The 12,450-nt window shown below is 70.7% G+C and carries 11 protein-coding genes; 2 read left to right on the top strand and 9 right to left on the bottom strand.

The features are described 5' to 3' along the window. Positions 1-535: 535 nt before the first annotated feature. Positions 536-910 (bottom strand): DUF3564 family protein, encoded by a 375-nt coding sequence (locus tag bpln_RS29890; RefSeq protein ID WP_042628732.1) that lies wholly within the window; start codon positions 908-910, stop codon positions 536-538. Between the two features lie 340 nt (positions 911-1,250). Between bpln_RS29890 and bpln_RS29885 the strand changes: the two genes are divergently transcribed. Next, positions 1,251-2,531 (top strand): SfnB family sulfur acquisition oxidoreductase, encoded by a 1,281-nt coding sequence (locus bpln_RS29885; RefSeq protein ID WP_162487033.1) that lies wholly within the window; start codon positions 1,251-1,253, stop codon positions 2,529-2,531. A gap of 176 nt (positions 2,532-2,707) precedes the next feature. Here the strand turns inward: bpln_RS29885 and hpaR are convergent, their stop codons facing one another. Beyond that, the gene (gene hpaR, locus bpln_RS29880; protein WP_042628731.1) at positions 2,708-3,148 is read right to left on the bottom strand and encodes a homoprotocatechuate degradation operon regulator HpaR; all 441 of its coding nucleotides are present in this window, start codon (positions 3,146-3,148) and stop codon (positions 2,708-2,710) included. Between the two features lie 601 nt (positions 3,149-3,749). Between hpaR and bpln_RS29875 the strand changes: the two genes are divergently transcribed. Then, positions 3,750-4,715 (top strand): IS110 family RNA-guided transposase, encoded by a 966-nt coding sequence (locus bpln_RS29875; protein ID WP_042624403.1) that lies wholly within the window; start codon positions 3,750-3,752, stop codon positions 4,713-4,715. Between the two features lie 16 nt (positions 4,716-4,731). Here the strand turns inward: bpln_RS29875 and bpln_RS29870 are convergent, their stop codons facing one another. The 7 genes from bpln_RS29870 to bpln_RS29840 form a co-directional block, all read right to left on the bottom strand. Continuing rightward, the gene (locus bpln_RS29870) at positions 4,732-5,601 is read right to left on the bottom strand and encodes an MOSC domain-containing protein (protein WP_055140842.1); all 870 of its coding nucleotides are present in this window, start codon (positions 5,599-5,601) and stop codon (positions 4,732-4,734) included. A 192-nt stretch (positions 5,602-5,793) separates the two neighbouring features. After that, a complete protein-coding gene (locus bpln_RS29865) occupies positions 5,794-6,774 on the bottom strand; it encodes an ABC transporter substrate-binding protein (RefSeq protein WP_055140841.1) in 981 nt (326 codons plus the stop codon). A gap of 58 nt (positions 6,775-6,832) precedes the next feature. Further along, the gene (locus bpln_RS29860) at positions 6,833-8,098 is read right to left on the bottom strand and encodes a c-type cytochrome (protein WP_055141272.1); all 1,266 of its coding nucleotides are present in this window, start codon (positions 8,096-8,098) and stop codon (positions 6,833-6,835) included. A gap of 330 nt (positions 8,099-8,428) precedes the next feature. Then, positions 8,429-9,247 carry an ABC transporter ATP-binding protein gene (locus bpln_RS29855; protein WP_055140840.1) on the bottom strand — a complete coding sequence of 273 codons (819 nt, stop codon included), beginning with the start codon at positions 9,245-9,247 and terminating at the stop codon, positions 8,429-8,431. Next, on the bottom strand, positions 9,241-10,341 hold the full coding sequence (locus bpln_RS29850) for an ABC transporter permease (RefSeq protein ID WP_055140839.1): 1,101 nt from the start codon (positions 10,339-10,341) through the stop codon (positions 9,241-9,243). The genes bpln_RS29855 and bpln_RS29850 overlap by 7 nt, the downstream gene beginning before the upstream one ends. A 3-nt stretch (positions 10,342-10,344) precedes the next feature. After that, on the bottom strand, positions 10,345-11,403 hold the full coding sequence (locus bpln_RS29845) for an ABC transporter substrate-binding protein (RefSeq protein ID WP_226993709.1): 1,059 nt from the start codon (positions 11,401-11,403) through the stop codon (positions 10,345-10,347). 168 nt (positions 11,404-11,571) lie between these two features. After that, positions 11,572-12,411, bottom strand: a complete 840-nt coding sequence (locus bpln_RS29840) for a class II aldolase/adducin family protein (RefSeq protein ID WP_042628725.1) — start codon at positions 12,409-12,411, stop codon at positions 11,572-11,574. Positions 12,412-12,450 lie beyond the last annotated feature (39 nt).

The raw sequence follows: 12,450 nt of genomic DNA, 5'->3' as shown, positions 1-12,450 counted from the left end.
GTGTCGGTAATCGCATGATTTTAAAGGGAAATATTCTTTGCGACCCGTGAGTGAAAGCTTGCGGGAAAGGCGTGTTCCCGTCACAGAATGACAAAGTGTTACGTAGCACCCGGGTGCGCGTTACGGACTCGTTACGTCCTCGTAACGGCGTGCGCGCCGGGCATGCCGCGCGCGGCGAAACGATCGGGCCGATCGGGTCGTGGGGCGAATCGGTGCGGGGCATCGAGGGATGGCCGTGTGGGCTTCTTGCCGGCGGGATCGCGAACGGTGGGAGCCGTGGATCGGAAGGCCAAGCCGGCGCCGCGGAACGCGACGACGCGAGACGCGGGAGAGCGCGGCGGAATTCGAGCGGGAGCGCGACGGGGACTGGAACGGGGATTGGAGCGGAGTGGCGGCGGAACCGTGGCAGAGAGCGGCAAGGAAAGGCGGGAAGCCGGAGAGGCGCGGGCCGTCGGCGGCCCGTGGTCCGGCGCAGGCGGCGCGCAACCGCTCGCGCCACCGGCGCCGCGTCACGCCGGGACGAAGCGCCGGCCGCTCAGCGTTCGACGACCGTGAAGCCCTGCGTTTCGGGTGTCGTCGCGCAGCAATCGACGGCCTGCAGCCGCCACGCGCCGCTCGGCTCGCCGCCGCCGAGCACGGCGGTGCCGTGGCTGTCGGCGCGCGATACGGACGCCGTGGCCGACGCCTGCTCGATCGACAGCCCCTGCAGCCGGCACAGCGCCTCGTCGCCGTCGGCCGCGCACAGCGCCACCGCGCCTTCGACGTGCTTCACCTTGCCCCAGCACGGCAGATCGATGCCCTGATGCGCCTCGCGCGACCAGAGCTGTTCGTCGGTATCGACCCACAGCACGGCATACGACGGCTGGCGCGTGGTCTGACTGGTTCCGTTGATCCGAATCGTGAGGCGCATGAGAACTCCTGAAGCGGGGCATGAGAAAACGATCGAATAAACAGTCTAGAAGCCCCCCCACCAAACACAAGGGGCGCACGCAATGAAATTGCCGCACTGCCCGCGCGCGGACCATAGCGTCGCTGCATCGGCCCTGCCGCGCGGCAGGGTGTGCGCGTTTTCCGGCACGATCGGATCGATCGTGTCGCGCGCCGCGTAATCAATATCGCATCGTGTAACGCCGCCGGCGGCAGGCGAAAACGGCGCCGGGCCGCCGGAATATCGATTCCCGAATCGATCGTTTTGGCACGCCGCGAGCCGTTGATAGATTGGCTGCTTCGTTCCCGCCCGGAGATGCCCGATGTCCACGCCCGATCTCACCACGCCCCGTTCGCCGGCCGCCGGCGGACCGGACGGCGCCGCCGCGACCGGCGTCCTGCCTGATGCCGCGCCGGCGCCCGCGCACCGGATCGCGTCCGACGAGGAAGCGATCGAGGTGGCCCGCGAGCTGGCCGCGCGGCTCGCGGCCGGCGCGATCGAGCGCGACCGCGAGCGCCGGCTGCCGCGCGAGGAGATCGAATGGTTCTCGCGCTCGGGGCTGTGGGCGATCACGGTGCCGAAGGCCTATGGTGGCGCGGGCGTGTCGTTCGTCACGCTGGTCGAGGTGATCCGGCTGATCTCGGCGGCCGACCCGTCGCTCGGCCAGCTGCCGCAGAACCACTTCGGGCTGGTGGACGTGATCGCGCTGACCGGCAGCGAGGCGCAGAAGCGCGCGTTTTTTGCCGAGGTGCTGGCGGGCCGGCGCTTCGGCAACGGCTTCTCGGAGAAGGGCACGAAGCACGTGCTCGATCTGAAGACGACGATCGTGCGCGACGGCGCGCACTGGCGCGTGGACGGCACCAAGTTCTATTCGACGGGCGCGCTGTTCGCGCACTACGTGCCGGTGCTCGGCCTCGATGCCGACCGCCAGGCGTGGCTCGCCTACATCCCGAGCGGCACGCCCGGGCTGACCGTGATCGACGACTGGTCGGGCTTCGGCCAGCGCACCACCGCGAGCGGCACGGTGCGGCTGGAACAGGTGGTGGTGCCCGACTCGCACGTGTTCCCCGCGCAGCGCGTGACCGACCAGCCGACGCTGAACGGCCCGATCTCGCAGATCCTCCAGGCCGCGATCGACGCCGGCATCGCGCGGGCGGCGCTCGACGACACGCTGCGCTTCGTGCGCGAACGCTCGCGGCCGTGGGTGGACAGCGGCGTGACGCGCGCCGCGGACGATCCGCTGACGCTCAGCGAGACGGGCCGGCTGGTAATCTCGCTGCACGCGGCCGACGCGCTGCTCGACCGCGCCGCGCGCACGCTCGATGAACTGGCCGCGCGCGGCCAGCTTGGCGACGACGACGTTGCGCGCGCATCGGTCGAGGTGGGCGAGGCCAAGGTGCTGACCACCGAGACGGCGCTGCTCGCGAGCCAGAAGCTGCTGGAACTGGCCGGCACGCAGGCCACGCTGGCCGTGTACGGCCTCGACCGGCACTGGCGCAACGCACGCACGCATACGCTGCACGATCCGGTGCGCTGGAAATACCATCTGGTCGGCAATTACTACCTGAACGGCGTGAAGCCGGCGCGGCATGCGTGGAATTGATGCCGATGCGGGCCGGCGCGCAAGGGTGGACAGGCGGTGGACAGACACGTCGGTCTAGCGGGCGGCGGTTGATCGGCTGTCCTGACGGACGGAAGCGGGCCGGCGGAGCAAGGTTCAGGCCCGGTGCCGAAGGCAATTCGCGAGGCGCGGCCCCGCGCGGCGTGCAAATGGACCGGCTAGTGAACCGAGGTGACTTCGAGCAGCCGGTCGAGCGCGACGTAGATGTCGCGCAGGCCGTCGGGGCCGAGTTGCTGTTCGAGCTGGCGGTCCTGATCGTCGATGCGCTGGCCGATCTTGCGCACCAGCTGGCGGCTGCGCTCGGTCAGCGCCACCAGCAGCCGGCGCTGGTCCTCGGTCGAACGCATGCGCGTGATCAGGCCGTCGCGCTCGAGTCGTTCGAGCACGCCCGTCAGGCTTGGGCTCAGGATGCAGCAGCGCTTGGCGATCTGGCCGGCTTCGAGTTCACCACGCGGTTCGCCATCGAGCAGGCGGATGATTCGCCATTGCTGCTCGGTCAGCGACACTTCCTTGAGGATCGGACGGAAGCGGCCGACCAGCGCCTCGCGAGCTTCCAGCAGCAACATCGTTAGATTGCGATGGTCAATCGTGCGATTCATGTAAATCGGTTCGGTGTCGGTATTGCGGGCAAGGCAACAATCTTAACAGGACGAAATGTTTCCGACTCATCCTGTTTCGATGAAATTCGTGTGTCGATACGCGTGAATTCGTGAATGAATTAAGCAATTCGACGGAAAACGACGCAGCAGTTTTCGCCCCGCTTACGTGCCGTTCGTTGTCGATACGACAAGAGCGGGGTGGCCGCCGGCAGGGCGGCGAGCGTCGCCCGCGCGGCTGAATCGGGGGATATCGGCCCGGCGTGACGATCCGGGAAAACCCTGTGGGCGCACCGCCTCACGGGCCGTCGGCAGATGGCCGGCACGATGGGAAAGAGAGGATTCCTGATGTTGTTGGTAGCCGTCCGGCGTACCGCGAAAGCGGGCCGGCGCCGCGCGGGCCGACTTGTATGTTTAAACCAGACCAGTACGGTAAAGTCTGACGGTAGCCAGACAAGACCGTGCAGTTTGTCCGCCGCTTGGGCGTTCGAGCCCGTGACTGAGTAAAGAGCGCACGGTCGCCGTGCTGGTCTTCCCGAAACCCGAACGGTTACGCGCCCCGGCACCGCCGAGTGCGCATGTACAAGCATGGGATCCGAAGATCATGTCTGCTCCTTCCTTCGTCACGGTTGGCATCGATGTGGCCAAAGCCCACGTCGATGTCGCCTTGCTGGGCGCCCGTCTGGACGCTCAACGCTTCAACAATGACGCCGACGGCCATACGGCGCTGGCCACGGCATTACAGCCATTGGGCATCGATCTGGTCGTCATGGAAGCGACCGGTGGCTATGAAGCCGAATTGGCCTGCGCTCTGCAAGGTGCTGGCTTGCCGGTGGCCGTCGTCAATCCCCGCCAGGCTCGTGACTTCGCGCGTGCCATGGGCAAGCTCGCCAAGACCGATTCCATCGACGCCCGCATGCTCGCCGAAATGGCCTCGGTGCTGGTGCGTCGTGAAGATCTGTCCCGCTTGCTGCGCCCCGTCTCCGACGAGCGCCAGCAGTGGCTTGCTGCTCTGCTGACGCGCAGGCGCCAGTTGATCACCATGCTCTTATCCGAGCGGCAGCGGCTGCAAATCACGCCCGAGCGTTTGCATCCCAGTTTGCAGGCCATCATCGCCGCCATTCAGGCCCAGCTCGACGACATCGATGCTCAAATGGTCGGCCACGTTCGCGAACACTTTGCTGAACTCGACCGATTGCTGCAATCGACTCGCGGCATCGGCCCGGTATCCAGTGCCTGCCTGATTGCTCAACTGCCGGAACTGGGCAAGCTCAATCGTCGCCAGATTGCGGCACTCGTGGGCGTTGCCCCTGTCGCTTGCGATTCGGGCTCGCGCCAAGGACGACGACGTGTGCAGGGCGGGCGCTTTGAAATTCGCCGCGTGCTGTACATGGCGACGCTCACTGCAACCCGCCACAACCCGGCTATCAAGGCCTTCCATCAACGTCTCAAAGCAGCCGGCAAACTGCCCAAGGTCGCGCTGGTTGCCTGCATGCGCAAGCTCCTGACCATGCTCAATGCCATGGTCAAATCCAACACCCCCTGGGACGATTCGCTTCATCTCGCTTGACTCGAGACACGGTTACTCAGTCGTCGAAGCCGATCTCGGCCTCGAGCGACTGGCCGACTTCCAGCACGCCGGCCCCGGCGCTCGCGAGCACCGCGTGCTTGCCGAACGTCAGCGCGCCGTTGAAGCGCGCGCTCGCGCGATAGGCGCTCATCGTGTCGAGCGGCTCGTGCGGCCACTGCGGATGCGGGCCGCCGAGCGTCTGGTCGATGTCGGGGATCGGGCAGCGCGTGCAGAGCTTGACGAGCCTGAGCCGGATCGGCCCCGACGCGGCTGCCACGTCGAGATGCTCGACGAAGTCCTCTTCGTAGGCATCGAGCCCCGAGATCACCAGGTTCGGGCGGAAGCGGTCCATGCCCACCGCCGGCACGCCGCGCTGCGCGAGCCGGGCGTTCAGGTCGTCGAGCGAGGACTGGCCGACCACCATCACCGGGAAGCCGTCGGCAAACTGCGTGTGGGTGCTGAGTTCGCCGGTCCACTCGCGGCTCACTTCACGGCGTACCTCGGACGAGAAGCGCATCAGCCGCACCGTGAGGCCGAGGTAGTCGCTGAACCACTGCGCCGTGGTCGCGCCGGTGTCGAGCGCGTCGAAGCTGCTGCCCCATACCGTGACGCGCAGCGTCGGCGCGCCGTCGTGGGCGCGCGCGTCGAGCGGCGTTCGCAGCGTCGGCATGCCGGGCGCGTCCACCAGCAGGTCCGTCTCGCCGATCGCCACGCGCACCAGCGCGAGCCGGGCCTGCTCGCGCTGCGTGACCATCGTGCCGGACGGCTCCGCCACCATCCAGCCGCGATCGTATTCGAGGCCGCTTTCCAGCAGCCGCGCGCGCGCGGCCGGAATGCCGGCGCAGGACTTGATCGGATAGAGGAACAGTTCGCTGAGGATCGGCATGGCGGTGGCGCGTGGAGGTCAGGAGAGGCGGGAGTCCGGATTTTGCCAGATCGATGGCGCCGGGTGTGGCGCAGGCATCGGTCGTCTCGCCGATGCCGATGCCGTCGTGCGTGTTTCGTGCGGCGGCGTTGCCGGCGCGGCCGGCAGCATTCGGGCCGTTCGGCGGGCCGCGTTGCGGGCCCGGCGAGGCGTTCAGGCCGCGTGCGCCGTGTCCAGCGCGAAGCCGCGGTCGAAGGTCGGCCCCACCTCGAGGCGCTGCCGCAGCAGTCCCATGCGCAGGTAGAAATCGGCGGTCGCCTGCTGCTCGGCGATCAGCCCGGGCCCGATCGGCAGCCACTTCGTGTTGCGCCGCTCGAACTGCAGCTTCGCGGCCGTCTCGGGAATCCCGATGATGCGCGCGAGCGTGGCCGAGAACGCGTCCGCGTGTTGGTACGACCAGACCTGCGCGGCCACCACGCGCCGCACGAAGTCCTGCAGCACGTCGCGTTTCGCGGCGATCGCGGCGTCGGTCGCCGCGAGGTAGCTGAGCCCCGACGACAGCCCGCGCCCGTTCACCAGCACGCGCGCCCGGCCGCTCGTCTCGGCCAGCGCCGTGTAGGGCTCCCAGGTCGCCCACGCGTCGATCGAGCCGGTGGCGAGCGCGAGCATCGTGTCGGCGGGCGGCAGGAAGCGGAAATCGGCGGCCGTGGGCGGCAGGCCGGCCGAGTCGAGCGCCTTCAGCGCCACGTAATGGCCGATCGAGCCGCGCATGGTGCCGATGCGCTTGCCCTTCAGGTCGGCGGCACCGCGCAGCGGCGCGTTCGGGCCGACCATCACCGCGGTGCCGTAGGCGTCCGAGCGGTTCGCCGCGATCGCCTTCACGCGCGCCCCCGAGGCCAGCGCGAAGATCAGCGGCGCGTCGCCGATCGGCCCGCAGTCCACGGCCGCCGCGTTCAGCGCCTCGCCCAGCGGCGCCGCAGCCGGAAATTCGGTCCACTCGATGTCGTAGGGCAGCCCGGTCAGCGCGCCGGCCGCCTCCAGCAGCGCGCGCACGCCGCCTTTCTGGTCGCCGGCCCTGAGCGTCACGCGCGTGGCGGCCCGCGAGAACGCGGGCGCGCCGAGCGCCGGCAACGCGGCGAGCGCGGCGCTGGACTGGAGGAAACGTCGTCGGTTGACGGGCGGGCGGTGATTCATCGTCGAAAGTCCTTGGATCGGAGGGGAAGCGGACGGCCGCCGCGGGGGCGGCGGCGCGTCAATGGGGGTTGCCGCCGGCCGTGGCGGCCACCGGCTCGGCGTCGATGCGCGCGAGCAGCGCGTCGATGCCGTCCGTGTCGCGCATGCCGGAGGCGTCGTCGATGCCGCTGGTGCCGGGCGACGCGCGCGGGCGGGTCGGGTTCGTGGCGGCGGCGCCGGCCGTGTCGCGCGACGCGCGGGCCGGTGCCGCCGCGGTGCCGCGAGCCGGGCCGCAGAGCAGATTCGCGTCGGACCAGCGCGTGCCGGGCGCGGCCACGGCACGCAGCCAGCCGGCGCGGTCGGCGATCAGCGCGGTGCCGGCGAAGCGGTCGGGCGCGCGCGCCGCGATCGTCGCGAAGAGGGACCAGGCCTCGGGCGTGGCGGCCGTGCAGGTCGCGCGCGGGCCGTCGGCCGGAACCCGCGCCGGCGGGCGGCCGTCGCGCGTGAGCAGCAGCGTCTGCCAGCGCGCGTCCTCGAACGGCGGCGCGGCGCCGTCGCCGAGCGCGACCACGTAGACGCGCTGCCCGCTGCGCCAGCGCGCGAGCGGGCGCGCCGCGCCGTCCGCGCAGCGCACGTCGAGCGCGGGCAGCGCGAGCGGCACCGGCCAGCCCTCGCCGCTCGCGCTGCCGCCCGAGGCCGACAGCACGCGCAGGTAGGCGAGCGTGTCCCAGATGTCGCCGTCGCCGAGCGTGCCGGCGAAGCCCGGCATCGTCACGGCGCCGTCGCGGTCGCGCAGGCCGGCGGCGATGTGCCAGAACAGCTCGCCGTCGAGCCGGCGCGCGAGCAGCGGGCCGGCCATGGTGGGCGGCCAGACCGGTAGCGAGCCGGCGCGCGGGCCGTCGCCGCGGCCCGTCGCGCCGTGGCAGGCGAGACAATGTTGCGCGTACAACGAGGCGCCGTGCGTGGCCGTGGCGACCGAGAACGGGGCCGGTGACGACTGAAAGCTGGTGGGCGTGGCGGCCGTGAGCCAGAGCGAGGCGGGCGGCCACGGCGCGAGCCATGCGCAGGCGACGGCCGCGGCCGCGAGCGGCAGCCGCGCGCGGCCCGGCACGAGCGCGCCCAGCGCGCAGCCGAATGCGCCGACGCTGGCGAGCAGCGCGAGGCCGAGCCGGCGCGTGAGGCCCGGATCGATCGCGAGCGTCTCGATCGCGATGCGCCGCGCCCATGGCCACGCCGGCTGGCCGTGACTGGTGCCGGCGAGGCCGAGCCGGGCGGTTAGCCAGCCGAGCGCGACCTCGCCGTCGTGCAGCGTCGCGAGCAGGGGGTCGAGCCAGGCTGCGGTCATGGTGTGGACGCGCCGTGGCGAGAGCGAGGCGAGTGGGACGCTCGGCGCCGGGGGAGGGACGCGGCTGGTGTTGGCGTCGACGATTCGGTTGATGGCAGCAGTGTCGACGAAGCTGCCGAAGCCGAAACGATGGTTGCGCACGCAAGCGACTGCGGGCACGTCTCATGCGGCGTGCGAGGTCCGCCCGCACCGCGCCGCACTCGACGGCGAAAGTCCTCCACGAGTCCTGCTGCAAGCGACCGCACGCACGAACCGCCCCGGTGCGGCCCGCCGTCACCGGCCATCACGCCGCGTGGCCCGATCGCGCCGCCCGCGCGGCATGGCGGCGTGCTACCAGCTCGCATCGAGGCCCAGATGCGCGAGCGCCGTGCGGCGCAACTGCGCGAGGCGCGGATCGCCGCGATGGCGCGGATAGGGCAGATCGACGTCGAGCGTCGCGACGATCCTCGCCGGCCGCGGCCCGAACACGATCACGCGCTGCGCGAGGTACAGCGCCTCCTCCACATCGTGCGTGACGAGCAGCGCCGAGAATCGCGCGCGCTGCCACAAAGAAAGCAGTTCGCCCTGCATCGCGAGCCGCGTGAGCGAATCGAGCTTGCCGAGCGGCTCGTCGAGCACCAGCAGCCGCGGATCGTTGACGAGCGCGCGGGCTAGCGCGACGCGCTGCGCCATGCCGCCCGAGAGCTGGTGCGGAAACGCGTCGGCGAACTCGGTCAGCCCGACGCGCGCGAGCGCCTCGTCCACGCGCGCGCGTTCGTGCTTCGGCACGCCGCGCGCGTCGAGCCCGAGCGCGACGTTGGCGCGAACGCGCCGCCACGGGTAGAGCGTCGGATCCTGGAACACGACGATGCGCGACGGATCGGGCCGTTCGATCTCGTGGCCGTCCTGCCGCAGCGAGCCCCGCGTGGCGGGCTCGAGGCCGGCCACGAGCCGCAGCAGCGTGGATTTCCCGCAGCCGCTCGGGCCGATGAGCGCGACGAACTCGCCCGGCGCGACCGACAGCGAGACGTCGTCGAGCACGTGCAGCGGGCCTTTCGGCGTGTCGAACCAGTGGCTCGCGCGACGGATCTCGATGCGCGCGCCGGGCGGCTCGACGGCGAGCGTGCCATGCGAATCCGGCGCCGTGGAATGCGAGGCGGCGATCACCATTTGACGGTTCCCTTCTGCCAGGCGAGGGCGCGGTCGCGCACCGCGAACAACAGCGTGATGAGCCCGGAGAACAGCAGCGCCATCACGATGAGCGCCGCGTACATGTTGGTGTACGAGGCCCAGCCCTGCGCCCAGGTCAGGTACCAGCCGAGGCCCGACTTCACGCCCATCATCTCGGCCACCACCAGCACCGTGAACGAGGCGCCGAGCCCCATGAACAGCCCGACGAACACCTGCGGCAGCGCCGCCGGGATCGCCACGCGCAGCACCAGGAAGCGCGCGTTGGCGCCGAGCGTGCGCGCGACGTCGTAGTAAGCCTTGCCGACGCCGGCCACGCCGGACCAGGTCAGCACGGCCACCGGGAAGCCGGCCGCGAGCGCGATCAGGAACACGGCGGCCGAGTAGCTCGACGGGAACACGAAGAACGCGAGCGGCAGCAGCGCGGTGGCCGGCAGCGGCCCGACCACGCGCAGCACCGGATGCACCCAGTAGCCGATCGCGCGCGACCAGCCCACCGCCACGCCCACCACGAAGCCGGTCGCGGCGCCGCTCAGCACGCCCACGGCGAGCAGCTTCAGCGAGTGAAACGCGCTGCCCGCGAGCCGCGGCCAGTCGTCGAGATAGACCTCGATCAGCGCCTGCGGCGGCGCGAAGAACGGCGTGGGCAGCCAGCCCGTCTTGGCCGTCGCGATCTCCCAGGCCGCCAGCCCCAGCGCGATCGCAGCGAGCCACGGGCCGGCCGGGCGCAGCGCGGCGACCAGCGTCCGGCCGGGCGCGACCGTGGGGCCCGCGAGCGCGAGCAGCGCGAGCACGGCCGCGACGACGAACGCGGCGAGGCCGATCGTGTCGGTATAGGCCCAGTCGGTGAAGCCGGACACGCGGTTTGGCCAGGCCCGGGCGATGCCGCCGAACGCGGCCCAGGCGAGCGCCGCGTACAGGCCGCCGGCCCACACCCGTGCCGCGCGCGGCGTGGCCGCCGAGCAGGCCGTGCAGGCAGCCGGCGGGGCTTCGGCACGGGGCGAGGTGTCATGATCGCTGGCGCCGGCGGCATGCCGCGGTCCCTGCCGCAGCGTCGCGGAATCGAAGCTTGCCATCGTTCAGCCCAGCACGTTCACGTAGACCTGCTGCGCGAAGCGCTGCGGGTCGGTCGATTTGCGGATCACGCCGATGCGGCGGAAATCGTCGGCGTAGAACGCGATCTCCTGCTGCAGGTCGACGTTGGTCGGATGGTGCTCGTAGGTCAGCGTCGCGTAGAGCTTGCGCAGATCGTCGATACCGATCCTCGGCGTGTACTTCGCGAACAGCTTCGCCGATTCGTTCGGATTCTCGCGCGTGTATTCGGTCGCCTCGACGATCGAGCGCGCGAGCGCGGCGGCGGCCGGCCGGTCGTTGCGCACCAGCTCGCCGCGCGCGCCGATCACGCAGCAGACCTTGTGCTGATACTCGTCGGACAGGTTGCTGGCGAGCTGCGTGTACTTGCCCGGGCTGCGCTTTTCCAGCAGATAGAGGTTCGGGTCGCCGTCGGCGATCGCCTGGATCTCGCCCTTGTCGGCCGCCACGCCGAGCAGGTCGGCCGGATACTGCCGCCAGCTGATGTCGCGCTCGGCGTCGAGCCCGTGCTTGGCCAGCAGGATCGCGAAGAAGTGCTTGCCCGGCGAGGCCAGGTCGCTCACGCCGACGGTCTTGCCCTTCAGCGCCGCCAGCGAGGTCACGCCGGCCTGGTTGGCGCCGAGCAGCCGCACGCAGCCGCCGTGCGAGCTGCCGATGATCTTCACGTCGAAGCCCGACTCGAGCGGTTTGAGCCAGCGGTGGACCATGCCCACCGCCGCGTCGGCCTTGCCGGTGGCGATCGATTCGAGCAGCTGGTCGGTCGAGCCGCTGTAGTTGACGAGCTCGACCGCGAGGCCGTTCTTCTCGAAGATGCCGCGCTCCTGCGCCACCACGATCGGCGTCAGGCAGAACGCGGTCTGGTTCCAGGCGAACTTCAGCTTCCTGAGCGGCGGCGCGGACCACGCGGTGCGGCCGAGCGCGATCGACGCGCCCGCCAGCGCGGCCGCGCCGGTGGCGCGCAGCGCGCGGCGCCGGCCCGGCTGCGCCGGCCTGGCAGTGGACGCGGCGGCGGCCGAACGTGGATCGGCATCAAACGGGCGGGACATGTCGGACTCCTCAATGCAGCAAGCGGTGGTGGTGGCGCGGCATCGAGGCCACGCGGCATGAATGTGAATCGTCGACGAAACAGGACGCGGCGAGAGGCAACCAGGGTGCGACGATGCGCTGAACGACGGCGTCGCGCGAGGCACCGGCGCGTCGTGCGAGCGTCCAGTTCAGTCGAGCAGATCCGGCTCGGCGGCCAGCAGCCCTTCGTAGAGCGCCTCGAACGCGTGCCGCGCGCCGTCGGGCTTGCCGATCTGGCCGTGCGTGTGGCGCGCCGTGGCCGCGTCGATCGGCTGGGGCGTGCCGGCCGCCTCGGCCAGCAGGGCGGTGTGCGCAACGTTGTCGAGCGCGATGTACCACCACGCGGCGGCCTCCACGCTCGGCCCGCCCGTGAGGATGCCGTGGTTCTTCAGGATCACGCCCTTGTGCGTGCCGCCGTCCGGTTTCGCGAGCGCCCGCGCGATGCGCTCGCCCTCGCTCGTGTCCACCACCATGCCGGTGAAGTCGTCGAACAGCGCGTGGTCTTCGTAGAACACGCAGGCGTCTTGCGTCAGCGGATCGAGCGCGCGGCCGAGCGTCGACCAGGCCTTGCCGTAGGTCGAATGCGTGTGGGCGGCCGCCACCAGTTCCGGATGCGCCTCGTGGATCGCCGCGTGGATCGCGAACGCGGCCTTGTTGAGCGGACGCTCGCCGATCACGGTCTCGCCGCGGCCGTTCACGAGCAGCAGGTCGGACACCTTGATGCGAGAAAAATGCACGCCGAGCGGATTGACCCAGAAGTGGTCGGGCAGCTCGGGATCGCGCGCGGTGATGTGGCCCGCGAGGCCCTGCGCGAAGCCGTGCCGCGCGAAGATCCGGAACGCGCCGGCGAGCCGCTCCTGGCGATGGCGCCGCTCGGCGGCGACGCTCGTGCGCGGTGCGGGCGGATCGAACCAGAATTTCTGCCGCGGCTGCGGGTTGATCGCGAGACCGGACGGCGTGAGGGACGGCAACGACAGGACGGCGGACATGGGCGGCTCGTGAAAAGTTGAGGAAAGGAGGCGCGGAGC

It is taken from the genome of Burkholderia plantarii (assembly GCF_001411805.1).
Classification (GTDB): domain Bacteria; phylum Pseudomonadota; class Gammaproteobacteria; order Burkholderiales; family Burkholderiaceae; genus Burkholderia; species Burkholderia plantarii.
The sequence above is the reverse complement of the archived record's forward strand: the minus strand, read 5'-3'. Positions and strand labels throughout refer to the sequence as shown.